Source organism: Streptomyces dysideae, from assembly GCF_001514305.1.
Classification (GTDB): domain Bacteria; phylum Actinomycetota; class Actinomycetes; order Streptomycetales; family Streptomycetaceae; genus Streptomyces; species Streptomyces dysideae.
In genome coordinates this window covers 238,605-255,776 of the sequence record NZ_KQ949075.1, presented here as the reverse complement: position 1 = coordinate 255,776, position 17,172 = coordinate 238,605, and the positions used below count along the sequence as shown (strand labels likewise).

Below are 17,172 nucleotides of genomic sequence, written 5' to 3'. Positions count from 1 at the left end.
TGGGTTATGGGCCGAATATACGGCCCACAACCCCCTGCTGCCCCGTCAGCCGAAGAAGACTCCGACCTCCTCGTAGAGCTTCGGATCCACCGTCTTCAGCTTGGCCGTGGCGTCCGCGATCGGGACCCGGACGACGTCCGTGCCGCGCAGCGCGACCATCTTGCCGAAGTCGCCGTCGCGGACGGCCTCGATGGCGTGCAGGCCGAAGCGGGTGGCGAGCCAGCGGTCGAAGGCGCTCGGTGTGCCGCCGCGCTGGATGTGTCCGAGGACCGTCGTGCGGGCCTCCTTGCCGGTGCGCTTCTCGATCTCCTTGGCCAGCCACTCGCCGACGCCGGACAGCCGCACATGCCCGAAGGAGTCCAGCGACTCGTCCTTGAGCACCATGTCGCCGTCCTTCGGCATGGCGCCCTCGGCGACGACCACGATGGGGGCGTACGACGCCTTGAAGCGGGACGTCACCCAGGCGCACACCCGGTCGACGTCGAAGCGCTGTTCGGGGATGAGGATGACGTTGGCGCCGCCGGCCAGGCCGGAGTGGATGGCGATCCAGCCCGCGTGACGGCCCATCACCTCGCAGACCAGGACGCGCATGTGCGACTCGGCGGTGGTGTGCAGCCGGTCGATCGCCTCTGTCGCGATGCCGACCGCGGTGTCGAAGCCGAAGGTGTAGTCCGTGCCGGACAGGTCGTTGTCGATGGTCTTGGGCACGCCGACGCACGGCACGCCGTACTCGTCGGACAGCCGGGCGGCGACGCCGAGGGTGTCCTCGCCGCCGATGGCGATGAGCGCCTCGACCTCCTGCTTGGCGAGGTTCTCCTTGATCCGGCGGATGCCGTTCTCGTGCTTGAGGGGGTTGGTGCGCGAGGAACCGAGGATGGTGCCGCCGCGGGGCAGGATGCCGCGCACGGCGGGGATGTCGAGGCGGACGGTGTCGTTCTCGAGCGGACCCCGCCAGCCGTCCCGGAAGCCGACGAAGTCATAGCCGTACTCCTGCACGCCCTTACGGACGATGGCCCGGATGACGGCGTTGAGCCCGGGGCAGTCGCCGCCTCCGGTCAGTACTCCGACCCGCATGGAAATGTCCCTTCGCCGCGGATGCCTGGTGAGAGCCACGGTAGTAGTGATCCAGGTCACACAGGGATGGGTCGGAAGGGCAATTCTGGTGAATCGTCAGGTGCCGGGTTTACGCGCCGTCAAGCCGACAGATCGTCAAGTCAGCTCATCACTCGTCGTCGAGGCCGCGCTCTATGGCGTACCGGACGAGCTCCACCCTGTTGTGCAGCTGGAGCTTGCCGAGGGTGTTCTGGACGTGGTTCTGGACCGTGCGGTGGGAGATGACCAGGCGTTCGGCGATCTGCTTGTAGCTCAGGCCCTTGGCGACCAGCCGCAGTACCTCGGTCTCGCGGTCGGTGAGCTGCGGGGCGCCCGGATGGTCGGCGTCCTGCGCGGCGGGCGCGGGCTCGGAGGCGAGGCGGCGGTACTCGCCGAGGACCAGCCCGGCCAGGCCCGGCGTGAACACCGGGTCGCCGACGGCCGTACGGCGCACCGCGTCCAGGAGCTCCTCCGTCGAGGCCGACTTCAGCAGATAGCCGGTGGCGCCGGACTTCACGGCCTCCAGTACGTCGGCGTGCTCACCGCTGGCCGACAGGACGAGGACGCGCAGGGCCGGGTTGTGGCCGACGAGTTCCTTGCAGACCTGGACGCCGGGCTTGGCGGGCAGGTTGAGGTCGAGCACGAGGACGTCGGGGGCGGCGGCCTTGGCCCGGCGTACGGCCTGGTCGCCGTCGCCGGCGGTGGCGACCACGTCGAAGCCGGACTCGGCCAGGTCGCGGGCGACGGCGTCGCGCCACATGGGGTGGTCGTCGACCACCATCACCTTGATCGGACCCTTGTCACTCATCGCTGTCCTGCCTTCCCCCGTGAGACCTTCGGTACCTTCAGCTCGACTTCCGTGCCCTGCCCCGGAACCGAGATCAGCTCGGCGCTGCCGCCGAGGTCGCGCAGCCGCCCCCGGATCGACAGAGCGACCCCCATCCGCCCCTCCCCCTCGGCCTGGGCGAGCCGGCCCTCGGGGATGCCGGGTCCGTCGTCCCGTACGGTCACGATCACCTCGTCGGGCTCGTCCTCGACGAGGAGCCACGCGCGCGCCTGCTCCCCGGCATGCTTGCGGACGTTGTCCAGGGCGGCCCCGACGGCGGCGGCCAGTTCGCGGGCGGCGTCCGGGGGCAGGACGACAGGAGCGCCGGGCTCGGCAAGGCTGACCTTAGCGGCGGCGTACGGCGCGAGCAGCACGCGCAGATCGACCGGCCCGTCGTCGGGCTCCTCCTCGACGGCCCGTACGACGGCCCCCTCGGCGGCGTCCTCCGACGCACGGGAGACGGGCACCAGGCCGCCGGAGACCAGCGTGCGCAGCGCCACCTCCTGCTCGCCGGCCATCCGGCCCAGCTCGGCCGCCTCGCCGCCGAGGACGGCGCCGCGCCGCTGCACCATGGCCAGCACCTGGAGGACGCCGTCGTGGATGTCCCGGGCGAGCCGCTCCCGCTCTCTCGTCGCCGCCTCGATCTCCAGGGCGCGGGCGAGGGTGCGCTCGGAGGCGCGGGCGACCTCGACGACGTAGCCGATGGCGATGGAGGCGACCCAGACGAGGATGACGTTGTGGATGGTGTCGCGGGCCGGGGCGCCGCGCTCGATCAGGTTGGCGACGGCGACCGCCGTGGAGGCGAACGCCGCCCAGCGCCAGCCACCCTTGATGGCGAAGGCCAGCACGGAACCGGCGGTCCATATCGACGGCAGCGTGGGGCCGCCGGACTGGATCCGCTCGTACTCGGCGGCGAGGGGCGTGAGCAGGATGCCGGTGAGCGCGATGGTGAGGTCGGCGGCGAGGAAGCGCTTGGTGCAGCTCGCCGCGTTCTGTACCCGGGGCAGGGTGGCCAGCGTCCAGACGCACAGGACGGCGTAGTAGGCGACGGCGATCCAGGGGCGGACGAACTCGTCGTAGGCGGTGCCGAAGAGGCCGACCGCGTACAGCATGGTGAGGACCCGGTATGCCGTGAGGGCACGCCAGAGCGGCTGCTCGACGGACATCCTCATGACTTGCACGCGCTTGGCCATATCCCCCACCCCTGGCCCAGACTCCCCGTCTAGGACTCCTGCTGCTTTTCCTTCTCGGCCTGTTCCTTCTGGGCCTGCACCAGGGCGGCTCTGGCCGCCTTCTCCGCTTCCCTCTCGGCCTTCGCCGCCTCCGCTATCTGCCGTTTGGCGGCAGTCGCGTACATGTCGACGTACTCCTGGCCGGAGAGCTTCATGATCTCGTACATGACCTCGTCGGTCAGTGCGCGGAGCACGAAGCGGTCGTGTTCCATGCCCTGGTAGCGGCTGAAGTCCAGCGGCCCGCCGATCCGGATGCCCGGCCGCATCAGCTTCGGCATGACCTTGCCCGGCGGCTGGATCTTCTCCGTGTCGATCATGGCGACCGGGATGACCGGAGCGCCGGTGGCGAGCGCCACGCGCGCGAGGCCGCCGGGCTTGCCCCGGTAGAGGCGGCCGTCGGGCGAGCGCGTGCCCTCCGGGTAGATACCGAACAGCTCACCGCGCTCGAGGACCTCGATACCGCTCTTGATCGCCGCCTCGCCCGCGCCACGCGCCCCCGAACGGTCCACTGGGAGCTGGCCGACGCTCTTGAAGAAGGCGGCGGTCATCCGGCCCTTGATACCGGGCGTCGTGAAGTACTCGGCCTTCGCGATGAAGGTGATCTTGCGGTCGAGGACCGCGGGCAGGAAGAACGAGTCCGAGAAGGAGAGGTGGTTGCTCGCCAGAATCGCGGGGCCCTCGGCGGGAATGTTCTCCAGGCCTTCCACCCAGGGTCTGAAGGCGAGCTTCAGCGGCCCCCCGATGGATACCTTCATCGCGCCGTACAACAACCGAGTGCCTCCTGTGTCTGTCGATCAGACCTTAACCCGGCGCACTGTCAAAGAGTCCGACGACCCTGGTCGGTGTCAGTGCGGTCGCGTACGGTGAAGCAACCTGGACTTGTTCACGCCCTTCTCATGAACAGGAGACCTTAGGTGCCGGTCCTCCCCGGAGCCGAGCCGTTCCGCCACGAGGGCGGGGAGACAGGGGTCCTCCTCTGTCATGGCTTCACCGGTTCCCCCCAGTCGCTGCGCCCCTGGGCTGAGTATCTAGCCGAGCGTGACCTGACCGTCTCGCTGCCGCTGCTGCCGGGCCACGGCACACGCTGGGAGGACATGCAGCTCACCGGCTGGCAGGACTGGTACGCGGAGGTGGACCGCGAGCTGCGCGCCCTGACCGAGCGGTGCGAGCGGGTCTTCGTGGCCGGCCTGTCCATGGGCGGTGCCCTGGCCCTGCGACTGGCGGCGAAGCACGGGGACGCGATCAGCGGCGTGATGGTCGTCAACCCGGCGAACAAGGTGCACGGCCTGGCCGCGTACGCCCTTCCGGTGGCCCGCCACTTCGTCCGGACGACGAAGGGCGTCGCCAACGACATCGCGAAGGAGAGCAGCATCGAGCTGGGCTACGACCGGGTCCCGCTGCACGCCGCGCACTCGCTGCGCCGGTTCTTCCAGGTGCTCGACGGCGAGCTGCCGCAGGTCACCCAGCCGCTGCTGGTGCTGCACAGCCCACAGGACCATGTGGTGCCGCCGGTCGACTCGGCGCGCATCCTCGGCCGGGTCTCGTCGACGGACGTTCGGGAGATCCTGCTGGAACAGAGCTACCACGTCGCGACGTTGGACCACGACGCGGACCGGATCTTCGAGGAGAGCCTCGCGTTCATCGGCCGGCTCGCACCCCGTGTCGGCAAGGAGACGGCCGACACGGGCCGGACGAGCGAGCAGGAAGGGACGGCCGCAGGTGGCTGAGCACGATTCCGACCGTGAGAACCGCGAGGACCGGGACCGCGAGCCGGAAGAGCAGAGCGTCCCCTTCGACGAGGACGCCGCCTGGGACGCGATCGTCGCCGGGTACGGCGACGAGCCGCCGGACCCGCCGGGCGCGAAGCCGTTCAAGTCGGTCGAGGACCTGGCGCTGCTGGAGACCGGGACGAACGACGACGAGCCGGCGAGTAAGGCAGACAAGACAGACAGAGCGAGCAACGCTGACGAGGAGGAGGCGAAGGACACGGCCGACGGCACAGGCGACGCGGACGAGAAGCCCGGCAAGCCCGCGTCGGCCAAGCCGCTGGGCAGTTCGATCGCCTTCGCGCCCGGCGTGGGTCCGCGCGACTACACCCCGTCGGAGCCCGCCGAGGACGACTTCGACGAGGACGACGAGGGCCACTTCGTCCCGCCGGAGCCGCCGCCGCTCCCCGAGGCCGACCCGACGGCGAAGTTCGCCTGGCTGGCGGTGGTCGGCGGGCCGGTCCTGCTGCTGCTCGCCGTCCTGCTCGGCTGGGACATGACCTGGTGGCTGGCCACGCTCGGCGTCGGCGGCTTCCTGGGCGGGTTCGCGACGCTGGTGATGCGGATGCGGACGGACGACGAGGACGACGACGATCCCGGGCGGGGCGCGGTCGTCTGACCTGTTGAGCCTATTGAGCTGCGGGGATTCTGAGGGCGGCCAGGACCGGGAGATGGTCGGTGGCCGCCCTCAAGGCAGTACCTTCTCAACGCCCCCCTCGCACCGCCCGGCAGCTGCGGCTCAGGTCGCGGGCACGCGAAGTGCCGCCAGCACAGGCAGGTGATCCGTCGCCCTCTTGAGATCGGCCTCGGCCACGCCGGGATGGCCCAGCGGAACCCCGCACCCCAGCACCTCGATGTCCTTGGTGGCGAAGATCGCGTCGATGCGCTGGTGGGGGTCGGTGGGCGTCGAGGTGTGCTCGCTGCCCCAGGGGGCCGTGGTCCAGCAGTCCTGGAGGGCGTCGGCGATGCGGTGGAAGGTGCGGCCGCCGGGGCGCTCGTTCAGGTCGCCGCCCGCCACCACGTGCTCTACGCCCATCCCGGCCACGCGGTCGAGGAGCATGCCGCCCTGTTCGTAGCGCTCGTCCTGGTGCAGGGAGAGGTGGCAGCTGAGCACGCCGAGGCGTGCGGCGCCGAAGCGGATCACTGCCGTGGAGAAGCCGCGGCGGTGGTGGCCGGGGGTGAGCGGGAGGAGGACGTCCTCGGTGCGCTCGACGGTGGCCCGCAGGGTGCAGAGGATCGCCGGGCCGGCGGCTGTGGCGCCGCCGGAGAGGATCACCTGGCCGGAGGCCGCGGCGAGTCTTGCCAGCTTCTTGCGCCAGCGGAAGAAGCGAGGGGCTTCTTGGACGAGGACCAGGTCGGGGGTGCAGGCGGTGATGACGCGGGCGAGGGCGGTGGTGTCGTCGCGCATCGAGCGGATGTTGTAGCTGAGGACGCGGATGACGGCTGAACCGTCTGGCTCGGTATGGGAGTTGGGGAGCGGCGTCATATGGATCAATGTACGCCGAGAGCTCGGAGGAATTGTCCGTTTGCGGGTGCGGGCTCATTGTGGCCGGTCGCGCCCACGCGGCGGAGCCGCATATCGATGCAGCCCCGCGCCCCTGGAGGGGCACGGGGACTGCCGCACCTCAATCAGTGACCGTTACATGATCGGGTCGGGCTCGCGGGCCAGGTCGGCTGCGCCAACCAGACCCGCCTTGTTGCCCAGCTGGGCTGCGATCACGTCGGCCACGGGGCGCCAGTTGCCGCCGACCAGCCAGCGCTTGTACGACTTGCGGATCGGGTCGAGGACCAGTTCGCCCTCGTCCGAGAGGCCGCCGCCGACGATGAAGGCGGACGGGTCGAAGAGCGAGGCCAGGTCGGCGAGGCCGGCACCGGCCCAGCGGGCGAGTTCGCGGTAGGAGTCGACGGCGACCGGGTCGCCCTGGCGGGCGGCCATGGAGATGTGCTTGCCCTCGATGCCGTCGGGGGTGCCGTCGCCGAGGCCGAGCAGGATGTCGGCGTTCTCGGGGGTGGCGTTGGCGCGCTGCTTGGCGTATCTGACGAGGGCGCGCCCGGAGGCGTACTGCTCCCAGCAGCCCTGTGAGCCGCAGCCGCACAGCAGTCCGTCCGGAACCATGCGGATATGTCCGAACTCGGCGGCGACGCCGAAGTGGCCGCGGCGCAGCTTGTTGCCGATGATGATGCCGCCGCCGAGGCCGGTGCCGAGGGTGATGCAGATGACGTTGCGATGGCCCTTGCCGCCACCGAACTTGTACTCGCCCCACGCGGCCGCGTTCGCGTCGTTCTCCACGACGACCGGCAGGTGGACGCGCGCCTCGACCTTCTCCTTCAGCGGCTCCTGACGCCAGTCGATGTTGGGCGCGAAGTAGACCGTGGAGCGCTGACGGTTGACGTATCCGGCGGCACCGATGCCCACGCCGACGATCTCGTGTCCGGCGCGCGCGCCCTCGACGGCGGAGGCGATGGCGTCCACGATGCCCTCGGGCGTGCCGGGGGTCGGCACCTTGTGGGTCGAGAGGATGTTGCCTTCCTCGTCGACCACGCCGGCCGCGATCTTCGTGCCGCCGATATCGACGCCGATGGTGAGTCCCATGAATCCCTCAGTTTCGGTCGAGCCCCGCTACGGCCAACCGTACCCGAGGCCCTGCCGTCAGGGTCCCGTCGTCCGCCCGCCGGGCAGGCGGGAACCCCAAGGAGGCGTCACGGAGGCGTCAGTCCAAGTCGATGCGTTGGCTCGGGCCCGCGTCGTCGCCGTCGTCCTCGGGCTCGTCCAGGTCGTTCGTGCGGGCCGTCCAGCGCTGCTCCTGAGCCTGGACCGCGGAGCGGTACGCGGCGAGAAGTTCGTTACCGGCCGACGCCAGGTGGTCGAAGACGTCCGGGTTGCGTTCGATGACGGGTTCGACGGCGGCCTTGGCCTGCTGGACGACCTGCCTGACCACCTGCTGGGCGGCGGGCCCGCCGACGGCCCCGAAGAGCGGGGACTGGATGGTCGACAGCTTGTCGGCGACGGCGTCGACGAGCTTGCGCAGTTCCTCGGCGGCCGAGCCCGGGGGCGGGCCGTACTCGGCGCGGCGGCGGGCCTTCTCCGCCGCGAGGTCCTCGGCGCACGCCGTCGCCCAGGCGTCGGCGTCGGTCGCCCGTACCTCGTCGACGGCCTCGGGCTCCACGGCGTCGGACGGGGGGAGCTCTTCGCTCATGACGGACTCCTGACTACGGTTCGTCTCTACGACGTTACCCGAACGGGCGCACCTGGTTCATCGTGTCGCCGGCCATAGAGCGGGGTCCGGCGCGAACCTGATCCGCAGCTCGCCGTCGCGCAGCGCGGCCCCGTCGACACCGCACCGGCGCAGGGCGGACGGCAGCGGCACGACACGGCGGAACGGGCCGACGGTGACGACGAGTTCTTCGCCGCGGCGGATGAGGTCGAGGTCGTCCCTTGTCGCACCCGGCAGGGGGACGTGCCAGACGAACACCCCGTCGTCGGCGAGGTGGTCGGTGACCGGCCACTCGACGGCGGAGGTGCCGGCGTCCCCGACGGGAGCGGCGAGCGCGTCGAGGTCGTCGGTGCCGCGCGGGTCCCGTCCGAGGTGGGCGACGGTACGGACGTCGTACGACTCGCCCCACTCCTCCAGGGCCTTGCGCTGCTGGGCGACGAGGCCGGCGAGCCAGGGGTTCTGTCCGGTGTCCGGCAGGACGCGGTTGGCGACCAGTACGTCGGGGCGCAGGCCACGCAGGGCCAGGGCGAGGGTCGCGTCGTGGACGGCGTCGGTGCCGGCCGGGCCGGGTTCGGCGACCAGGCGTACGGAGGTCTCGCGGTCGGCGACGACGGCTGCCACGGCAGCGAGCTCCACGTCCCAGCGGTCGGCGGTCTCGTACAGCCACTCGGCGGGCATCGGGACCCCGGCGAGCCGGCCGAGGACGGGGCGCAGGGCGCGGGCCGCCTGCCGCTCGGGCGGGAGGAGACGGCGCAGGTAGCGGCGGAGTTCCTCGGAGAGGGAGAGGAGGGCGAGGGCGTGCGGGGTGGCCGGGAGGTCCACGACGAGGAGGTCGTGAGCCTCGGCGAGGGCGGCGTCCCGCAGGGCGCGCAGGAGGGCGAGTTCCTCGGCGCCGGGGAGGGGGGTGACCTCCTCGGGGTCGAGCCGGGAGGCGCCGAGGAGGTCGAGGGCGGAGGAGGCGCGGTCCTGGAAGGCGGCGAGGTCGTCCCGGAAACCGAGGGCGGCGTCGGGGCGCCAGGCGGTGAGGGTCGGGGTGACACGGGTTGGCGTGCCACCTGTGCCGACGCCGAGGGCCGCGCCCAGGGTGTCGGCGCGGTCGGCGCTGAGGAGGAGGGTGCGGGTGCCCTCACGGGCGGCGGCGAGCGCGGTGGCGGCGGCGACGGTGGTACGGCCGCTGCCGCCGGGGCCGGTGATCAGGATGGTGCGCATGGGGGTGAACGGTATCGGGCTCCTTCGCCCACCGGCGCACCACCCGTTTCCAGCCGGTCAAGAGGTGGGAAACGCCATAACGCGAACCCCAACGCACCCGCACCCCGAAACGACCTACTTCCCCGTCTCAACCCGCTTCTTCAACCCCGCCAACGCCCGGTCGATGATGACCTTCTCGGCCTTCCGCTTGATCATGCCGAGCATCGGGATCTTGACGTCCACCGTCAGCTGGTACGTGACCTCGGTCGCCCCCGCCCCCGCCGGCTTCAACAGGTACGACCCGTCGAGCGAACGCAGCATCTGGGACTTCACCAGCGTCCAGGAGACCTCGTGGTCGCCGGTCCAGGTGTATCCGAGGGTCTGGTCGTCCTTGATCGCACCGGCGTCCATGACCAGCCGGACCTGCTCGGCACGCCCCTGGTCGTCGGTCTTGAGGACCTCCGCCTCCTTCACCTCTCCGGTCCAGTCCGGATAGCGGGCGAAGTCGGCGATCACCGCCATGACGTCGGCCGGTGCCGCCTCGATCGTGATGCTCGAGCTGGTGTGTTCCGCCATCGCCGTGGCTCCTCCAGATGCGGGCCGGTAAGTCCAAGTCACCGTGCGCGTCCTGCGTACGTGTGCAGCGTGAAGGCTACCGCGCACCGGTCGGCCCGACGTCACCCCCACCAGCCCGGACCGGACCCGGACCTCACCACTCCAGCGCCCACGGTTTCCCGGACCCCGCGAAGTGGCCCACGTTCACACACTCCGTCGCCCCGATCCGCATCCGCCGGACGAGCGGCTGGTGGACGTGACCGAACAGCGAGTAACGAGGACGCGTCCGGCGGATCGCCTCCAGCAGCGCCCGGCTCCCCCGCTCGAAGCGCCGCGCCACCGTGTCGTAGACCAGCTCCGGCACCTCCGGCGGGATGTGTGTGCACAGCACGTCCACCGCGCCCACTGCCTCGATCTTCGCCGCGTACTCCTCGTCGCTGATCTCGTACGGCGTGCGCATGGGCGTGCGCAGGCCCCCGCCGACGAAGCCGAACACCCGCCCGCCGATCTCCACGCGCTCCCCGTCCAGCACGGTCGTGCCCGGCCCGGCGTACTCCGGCCACAGGGGCGGCATGTCGACATTGCCGTAGGTCGCGTACGTCGGGGTGGGGAACGCGGCGAACATCTCGGCGTACTGCTTGCGTACCGCCTTCTCGATCACCGACGCGCGGTCCGAGCCGATGCCGGCCCACAGCCGGGCCCCGAGGTCCCGCGCCTCCTCGAAGCGCCGGGCGGTGCGCAGCGCGACGATGCGGTCGGCGTTCTCGACGCCGAAGAGGTCGGGGAAGATGCCGCGCGAGTGGTCGGCGTAGTCGAGGAAGAGCACCAGGTCACCGAGACAGATCAGGGCGTCGGCACCGTCACCGGCGCGGGCCAGGGCACGGGCGTTGCCGTGCACGTCGCTGACCACATGAACGCGGGTCCTTCGGTTTCCGGCCGGTGTGGGTGCCATGACGATCAAGCCTAAGCGTGTGCGGCATACGTGAACAGTGGCGACCGGACCAGCGATTACTGGCCAGTCATCAGAGGCCTCGACTACTGTGCGCGCAGAAACACCAATCCGTGTGACGCAGCGAACATCTCGCCGGGACCCCCTGTCGTAGAGGCCATACCGGCGGGTAACGTCCGGGCAGTCCAGTGCTCAGGATTTCAACATGTGGCTGCAACCACGAAAGAGATCCGAGTACCTGCCCGAGCCTTGGACCGCACCGTCGCATCGCACAACGTCGTGGCGCCGGCGTCCTATGAGGAGCAGCAGTCTTGCGCGAGTTCAGCCTTCCGGCTTTGTACGAGGTCCCTGCGGACGGCAATCTGACCGACATCGTCCGCAGAAACGCCGCGCAGCACCCGGATGTCGCCGTCATCGCCCGCAAGGTGGGCGGCACCTGGCAGGACGTGACGGCCACCGCGTTCCTCGCCGAGGTGCGGGCCGCCGCGAAGGGGCTGATCGCGGCCGGTGTCCAGCCGGGCGACCGGGTCGCTCTCATGTCCCGCACCCGCTACGAGTGGACGCTGCTGGACTTCGCGATCTGGTCCGCGGGCGGGGTCACGGTGCCGGTGTACGAGACCAGTTCGCCGGAGCAGGTGCAGTGGATCCTCTCCGACTCGGGCGCGACCGCCTGCGTCGTGGAGGCGGACCACCACGCGGCCGCCGTCGAGTCGGTGCGCGACCGACTGCCCGCCCTCAAGCACGTCTGGCAGATCGAGGCCGGCGGTGTGGAGGAGCTGGGGCGCCTCGGGCAGGACATCAGCGACGAGACGGTCGAGGAGCGCGGCTCGCAGGCGAAGGCCGACGACCCGGCGACCATCGTGTACACATCGGGCACGACCGGCCGGCCCAAGGGCTGTGTGCTGACCCACCGCAACTTCTTCGCGGACTGCGGGAACGTCGTCGAGCGGCTGCGCCCGCTGTTCCGTACCGGCGAGTGCTCGGTGCTCCTCTTCCTCCCGCTCGCGCACGTCTTCGGCCGGCTGGTGCAGATCGCCCCGATGATGGCGCCGATCAAGCTGGGCTGTCTGCCGGACATCAAGAACCTCACCGACGAGCTGGCCGAGTTCCGGCCGACGCTGATCCTCGGTGTGCCGCGGGTCTTCGAGAAGGTCTACAACTCGGCGCGCGCCAAGGCGCAGGCGGACGGCAAGGGCAAGATCTTCGACAAGGCGGCGGACACGGCGATCGCGTACAGCCGGGCGCTGGACACCCCGTCGGGCCCGTCCCTCGGTCTGAAGATCAAACACAAGACGTTCGACAAGCTGGTCTACAGCAAGCTGCGCGCGGTCCTCGGCGGCAGGGGCGAGTACGCCATCTCCGGCGGCGCCCCGCTGGGCGAGCGCCTGGGCCACTTCTTCCGCGGCATCGGCTTCACGGTCCTGGAGGGCTACGGCCTGACCGAGACCTGTGCCCCGACCGCCTTCAACCCGTGGGACCGGCAGAAGATCGGCACGGTCGGCCAGCCGCTGCCCGGTTCGGTGGTGCGGATCGCCGACGACGGCGAGGTGCTGCTGCACGGCGAGCACATCTTCAAGGAGTACTGGAACAACCCCGAGGCCACGGCCGAGGCACTGGCCGACGGCTGGTTCCACAGCGGTGACATCGGCACCCTGGACGAGGACGGCTACCTCCGTATCACCGGCCGCAAGAAGGAGATCATCGTCACCGCGGGCGGCAAGAACGTCGCCCCGGCCGTGATCGAGGACCGGATCCGCGCCCATGCGCTGGTCGCGGAGTGCATGGTGGTGGGCGACGGGCGGCCGTTCGTGGGCGCGCTGGTCACCGTCGACGAGGAGTTCCTGGGCCGTTGGGCCGCCGAGCACGGCAAGCCGTCGGAGTCCACCGCGGCGTCGCTGCACCGGGACGCGGACCTGCTGGCCGCGATCCAGTCGGCGATCGACGACGGCAACGCCGCGGTGTCGAAGGCGGAATCGGTGCGGAAGTTCCGCATTCTGTCCTCCCAGTTCACGGAGGAGTCGGGCCATCTCACCCCGTCCCTGAAGCTCAAGCGCAATGTCGTGGCGAAGGACTTCGCGGACGAGATCGAGGCGATCTACCAGAAGTAGCAGGGCCGCTCAAAGAGCGTCATGGCGCGGTGTCCTCGGCGAGGACCCGCGCCATGGTGCGTTCGGCGAGCGCGGTGATCGTCACGAACGGGTTCACGCCGATCGAGCCGGGCACGAGCGAGCCGTCGGTGACGTACAGCCGCGAATAGCCCTTCACCCGGCCGTAGTTGTCGGTGGCCCTGCCCAGCACGCAGCCGCCCAGCGGGTGGTACGTGAAGTTGTCGGCGAAGGCCTTGTTGGACGAGCCGAACAGGTCGTACCGGTAGATCGTGGAGTTGGCCGAGTTGATCCGGTCGAAGAGCTTCTTGGCCATGCCGACGGACACCGCGCTCTGTGCCGCGGTCCAGCCCAGCCTCACCGCCCCGCTCCCCGAGTCGTACGAGAACGAGGCCCGCTCCGGATTCTTGGTGATCGCCAGATAGAGGCTGACCCAGTGCTCCAGTCCCGTCGGCAGCGGGGCGATCTCGGCGAAGACGGGGTTCGAGGCGTTGGCCCAGTCGTCGATGCCCATGACCGGCATCGTGGACTGGTTTTCCCCGACCGTGTCCCACAGGTGGTTGGCCCGCCCGAGCATGACGTTGCCGTTGGTCCCCCACCCGGTGCCGACGGCGGCGTCCAGGGCGGGCAGGGTGCCGGACTCCCGGGCGCGGACGAGGAGTTCGGTCGTACCGATACTGCCGCCGCCGAGGAACAGGTACGTGCAGCCGTACTCCTTGGTCTCGACGACCGTGCCGGTGGCGTCGATCCGGTCGGCGGTCAGGACGTACGTCCCGTCGACGGCCCGGCGGACCGACGTGACCCGTTCCAGGGTGTGCAGGGTGACGTTCCCGGTTCCGAGCGCCGCGGCCAGGTACGTCTTGTCGAGGGTGCGCTTGCCGTGGTTGTTGCCGTAGATGACCTCGCCGGCGAGGGCCGACTTCGTCGCCGTACCGGCCGCCTCGCGCTGCATGTGGCCGAAGTCGTAGACGCTGGGTACGAAGGTGGTCTTCAGGCCGGTGTTGGTGGCGTGCTTGCGGGAGATCCGGCTGAAGCGGTACCACTCGGTCGACTCGAACCACGCGGGGTCGACGGTGTTGACGCCGAGCATGGAACGGGCGCGTGGGAAGTAGGTGCCGTACATCTCCGCGGGGTCGACGGTGGGGAACTGCTCGGCGAAGTACGACTGGAGCGGGGTGACCGCCATGCCGCCGTTGACCAGCGAGCCGCCGCCGACACCGCGCCCGACGTACACGGACATGTTGGCGTAGTGCACGCGGTCCAGGACCCCGGGGTACGGGCTGATGTCCCTGTTGACGACGTCCAGCCACAGGAAGGTGGCCAGCGGCGCCTCGGTGCGGGTACGGAACCACATGGACCGCTGGTCGGGGGCGCTGGCGGAGCAGAAGACCTTGCCGTCGGAGCCAGGCGTGTTCCAGAGCCGGCCCATCTCGAGGACGACCGTGCGGATGCCCGCCTGACCGAGCCGGAGAGCGGCGACGGCACCGCCGTAGCCCGAACCGACCACGATCGCTGGGGCGTTGTCGACGGCGGCCGGTTCGACGGCCGACGCGGACTGGAGACCGATGCGGGTGAGACCGGACGCGGCGGCGGTCTGGAGGGCGACCATGCCGAGTACGTGACGTCTCGTCAGCTGATGCTGCATCAGTTTTGCTGTCATGCGCGCAGCATCGGCGGACTATCGCCTTCCGGCTAGGCCCTCAGAGCAATGACCTCAACTTCTCCGCCAGCAAGTCCCACCGCCACTTCTCCTCGACCCACTCCCGGCCCCGCTCCCCCATCCGGCGGCGCAGCCCGGCGTCGCCGAGGAGGACCAGGATCCGGTCGGCGGCCTCGTCGGCAGAGCCGCCGCGGACCACCCATCCCGTCTCGCCGTCGAGCACCGCGTCCGGCGCGCCGCCCGAGTCGCCGGCGACGACGGGGAGGCCGGTCGCGGAGGCTTCCAGGTAGACGATGCCGAGGCCCTCGACGTCGAGGCCGCCGCGGCGTGTACGGCACGGCATGGCGAAGACGTCTCCGGCGCCGTAGTGGGCGGGCAGCTCGGACCAGGGCACGGCGCCGGTGAAGCGGACCGAGCCGGCGACGCCGGTGTCGTGCGCGAGCCGGCGCAGGTCCTTCTCGTACGGCCCGCCACCCACGATCAGCAGGACGGCGTCGGGCTCCTTCGCCAGGATCCGGGGCATGGTCTGGATCAGGGTGTCCTGTCCCTTGCGCCGGACCAGCCGGGACACGCACACCACCACCGGCCGGTCCGTCAGCCCCAGCCGTGCCCGGATCTCGGCGCCGCCCGACCCGGGGTGGAAGGTCTTCTCGTCGACGCCCGGCGGCAGCTGCACCATCCGCGAGGCCGCCTCCGGCGTCAGCGCACCGGCGATCCGCGAGCGCGTGTACTCCCCGAGGTAGGTGATCGTGTCCGTCGACTCCCCTATCCGGCGCAGCAGTTGGCGCGCTGCGGGCAGCTGGGCCCACCCCGCCTCGTGACCGTGGGTGGTGGCCACCAGCCGCTCGGCCCCCGCCCTGCGCAGCGCGGGCGCCATCAGCCCGAGTGGTGCCGCCGCCCCGAACCACACCGACGTGCACCCGTGCTCGCGCAGCAGCCCGACCGCCCGCCGGGTCGCCCCCGGCGTCGGCAGCAGCATGGTCGTACGGTCCCGTACGACAGTGAAGGGCTGCTCGGCGTCGAAGGCCGCGGTCGCCTCGGCGCCCTCCCGGCCTCGCTTCCAGGTGGAGGCGTGGACGACCAGCCGCTCGGGGTCGAGGCGCAGCGCCATGTTGTGCAGGAACGCCTGGATGCCGCCGGGCCGGGGCGGGAAGTCGTTGGTGACGACGAGGGTCTTGTGCATCGCCGCCGACCCTACCGAACCGCTGCTCACAGCACCCGCCCGGCAGTTCGGTGGCGTCGGCCACGTTGGTGGCCGGTACACAGCCCGGCAGGACATCATGTTCACCTCGAGGCGGGCAGCGAACGGCAGGGGATCAGGGTGGAGACGACGGGCGCGTGGCGGTCCCTGGCATGGCTGCTGGGGATCTGGGGGCTGACCCGGACGGTCCTGCTCCTCTTCGTCTTCAAGGTGTACGTCTTCCCGGGCCCGGACGTCACCAGCGACGTGTCCGTGATCTACCAGGGCTGGTACGAGGTGCTGCGCACCGGCACCTTCCCGCTGGACGACGTGACCTGGCAGTACCCGCCGGCCGCCGCGCTCGCGATCCTCTCCCCGGGGCTGCTGTTCCACCTGGACTACACGTCGGCGTTCTTCGTCCTCGCCTTCACCGCCGACCTGACGGCGCTCCTGCTGCTCCTGTACGCGGGCCTGCGCCCCGGCAAGACGCTGCGCGGCGCCTGGGTGTGGCTGGTGGGCGTTCCACTGCTCGGGCCGACCGTGTACGCCCGCTACGACGTGATGGTCACCGCCGTCGCCGTGGCCGCGCTGCTCGCGGGGTCCCGGCATCCCCGGGCGATGGGTGTACTGACGGCGTTCGGGGCGATGCTGAAGGTGTGGCCGGTGCTGCTGCTGGTCGGCGCCCGAAAGCGCGGTGTGTGGGGTGCGGCCGCGGTCACCGCCGCCGTCCTGTCGGTAGTGTTCGCCGTCGCCATGCCGGGCGCGTTCGCGTTCCTGACCTTCCAGCGGGACCGGGGCACCGAGGTGGAGTCGCTGGGCTCGCTGGTCTTCCATGTGGCCCGGCAGTTCGGCTGGGACGGGCAGGTGCTGCTGAACTACGGCTCGGTGGAGTTCCTCGGCCCGTATGTCGGCGCCGTCAGCACGGCCGCCCTGGGCCTGACCGGCATCGCCTTCGGCTGGCTGCTGCTGTGGCGGCTGATGGCGACGCGGTTCCTGGCCCACACGCCGGCGGACGCGGCGTTCGTGGGGGTGCTGATGTTCACGGCCACCAGCCGGGTGATCAGCCCGCAGTACATGGTGTGGCTGGTCGGGCTGGCGGCCGTCTGCCTGTGCTTCCGCGGCAGCCGCATGAAGCTCCCCGTCGTCCTGGTCCTGGCGGCGGCCTTCGTGACGGTGCTGGAGTTCCCGGTCTGGTTCGCCCACGTCGTCGCGAGCGACGCCCTCGGCGTCACCCTCCTGTTCGTCCGCAACGGCCTGCTGGTCCTCGCCACGGTCCTCGCGGCCCGCGAGCTGTGGCGCTCGACGGTGACCCGCACCCCGGTGCCCGCACTCCCCGCTCAGGCGACCCGCACGAAGGAGACGTCGCTCCCTTCCTGACGCGGCTCGGCGGGCGGGCGTCGCGAG

16 protein-coding genes are annotated in these 17,172 nt (G+C 70.7%); 4 read left to right on the top strand and 12 right to left on the bottom strand.

Annotation, left to right across the window (positions count from 1 at the left end):
- Positions 1-45: 45 nt before the first annotated feature.
- From AQJ91_RS01130 to AQJ91_RS01115, 4 genes are all read right to left on the bottom strand, one after another.
- Positions 46-1,074 carry a 6-phosphofructokinase gene (locus AQJ91_RS01130; RefSeq protein WP_067014808.1) on the bottom strand — a complete coding sequence of 343 codons (1,029 nt, stop codon included), beginning with the start codon at positions 1,072-1,074 and terminating at the stop codon, positions 46-48.
- Positions 1,075-1,222: 148 nt separating this feature from the next.
- Positions 1,223-1,900, bottom strand: a complete 678-nt coding sequence (locus AQJ91_RS01125) for a response regulator (RefSeq protein ID WP_067014805.1) — start codon at positions 1,898-1,900, stop codon at positions 1,223-1,225.
- Entirely contained in the window at positions 1,897-3,111 is a 1,215-nt protein-coding gene (gene macS / locus AQJ91_RS01120; RefSeq protein ID WP_067014802.1) for a MacS family sensor histidine kinase, read from the bottom strand. Before macS ends, AQJ91_RS01125 begins: the two co-directional genes overlap by 4 nt.
- A 29-nt stretch (positions 3,112-3,140) precedes the next feature.
- Positions 3,141-3,905, bottom strand: a complete 765-nt coding sequence (locus tag AQJ91_RS01115; RefSeq protein WP_067014799.1) for a lysophospholipid acyltransferase family protein — start codon at positions 3,903-3,905, stop codon at positions 3,141-3,143.
- A 159-nt stretch (positions 3,906-4,064) separates the two neighbouring features.
- On the opposite strand from AQJ91_RS01115, the gene AQJ91_RS01110 reads away from it, so the two are divergent.
- Together AQJ91_RS01110 and AQJ91_RS01105 are read left to right on the top strand one after the other, a co-directional pair.
- Entirely contained in the window at positions 4,065-4,877 is an 813-nt protein-coding gene (locus AQJ91_RS01110) for an alpha/beta hydrolase (RefSeq protein ID WP_067014796.1), read from the top strand.
- The gene (locus AQJ91_RS01105) at positions 4,870-5,535 is read left to right on the top strand and encodes a hypothetical protein (RefSeq protein WP_067014793.1); all 666 of its coding nucleotides are present in this window, start codon (positions 4,870-4,872) and stop codon (positions 5,533-5,535) included. The genes AQJ91_RS01110 and AQJ91_RS01105 overlap by 8 nt, the downstream gene beginning before the upstream one ends.
- Positions 5,536-5,655: 120 nt before the next feature.
- Here AQJ91_RS01105 and AQJ91_RS01100 read toward each other — a convergent pair whose 3' ends face one another.
- From AQJ91_RS01100 to AQJ91_RS01075, 6 genes are all read right to left on the bottom strand, one after another.
- Positions 5,656-6,402 carry an endonuclease/exonuclease/phosphatase family protein gene (locus AQJ91_RS01100; RefSeq protein ID WP_067014790.1) on the bottom strand — a complete coding sequence of 249 codons (747 nt, stop codon included), beginning with the start codon at positions 6,400-6,402 and terminating at the stop codon, positions 5,656-5,658.
- Positions 6,403-6,555: 153 nt separating this feature from the next.
- Entirely contained in the window at positions 6,556-7,509 is a 954-nt protein-coding gene (locus AQJ91_RS01095) for an ROK family glucokinase (RefSeq protein ID WP_067014787.1), read from the bottom strand.
- A 118-nt stretch (positions 7,510-7,627) separates the two neighbouring features.
- Positions 7,628-8,113, bottom strand: coding sequence for a DUF5304 domain-containing protein (locus tag AQJ91_RS01090; protein ID WP_067014784.1), 486 nt, complete (start codon positions 8,111-8,113; stop codon positions 7,628-7,630).
- Positions 8,114-8,170: 57 nt separating this feature from the next.
- Positions 8,171-9,340, bottom strand: coding sequence for an ArsA family ATPase (locus tag AQJ91_RS01085; protein ID WP_067014781.1), 1,170 nt, complete (start codon positions 9,338-9,340; stop codon positions 8,171-8,173).
- A gap of 114 nt (positions 9,341-9,454) precedes the next feature.
- A complete protein-coding gene (locus AQJ91_RS01080; RefSeq protein WP_067014778.1) occupies positions 9,455-9,895 on the bottom strand; it encodes an SRPBCC family protein in 441 nt (146 codons plus the stop codon).
- Between the two features lie 133 nt (positions 9,896-10,028).
- Positions 10,029-10,826 carry a metallophosphoesterase family protein gene (locus tag AQJ91_RS01075; RefSeq protein WP_079084609.1) on the bottom strand — a complete coding sequence of 266 codons (798 nt, stop codon included), beginning with the start codon at positions 10,824-10,826 and terminating at the stop codon, positions 10,029-10,031.
- A 308-nt stretch (positions 10,827-11,134) separates the two neighbouring features.
- Here AQJ91_RS01075 and AQJ91_RS01070 point away from each other — a divergent pair, with 308 nt between their 5' ends.
- Positions 11,135-12,931: an AMP-dependent synthetase/ligase gene (locus tag AQJ91_RS01070; RefSeq protein ID WP_067014771.1), complete on the top strand. Its 1,797-nt coding sequence runs from the start codon at positions 11,135-11,137 to the stop codon at positions 12,929-12,931.
- Between the two features lie 19 nt (positions 12,932-12,950).
- Here AQJ91_RS01070 and AQJ91_RS01065 read toward each other — a convergent pair whose 3' ends face one another.
- The gene (locus AQJ91_RS01065) at positions 12,951-14,588 is read right to left on the bottom strand and encodes a GMC oxidoreductase (protein WP_456113448.1); all 1,638 of its coding nucleotides are present in this window, start codon (positions 14,586-14,588) and stop codon (positions 12,951-12,953) included.
- A 40-nt stretch (positions 14,589-14,628) separates the two neighbouring features.
- Positions 14,629-15,771, bottom strand: a complete 1,143-nt coding sequence (locus tag AQJ91_RS01060; RefSeq protein WP_067014767.1) for a glycosyltransferase family 4 protein — start codon at positions 15,769-15,771, stop codon at positions 14,629-14,631.
- 138 nt (positions 15,772-15,909) lie between these two features.
- Here AQJ91_RS01060 and AQJ91_RS01055 point away from each other — a divergent pair, with 138 nt between their 5' ends.
- Entirely contained in the window at positions 15,910-17,145 is a 1,236-nt protein-coding gene (locus AQJ91_RS01055) for a glycosyltransferase 87 family protein (protein ID WP_067014764.1), read from the top strand.
- The last annotated feature ends 27 nt before the right edge of the window (positions 17,146-17,172 follow it).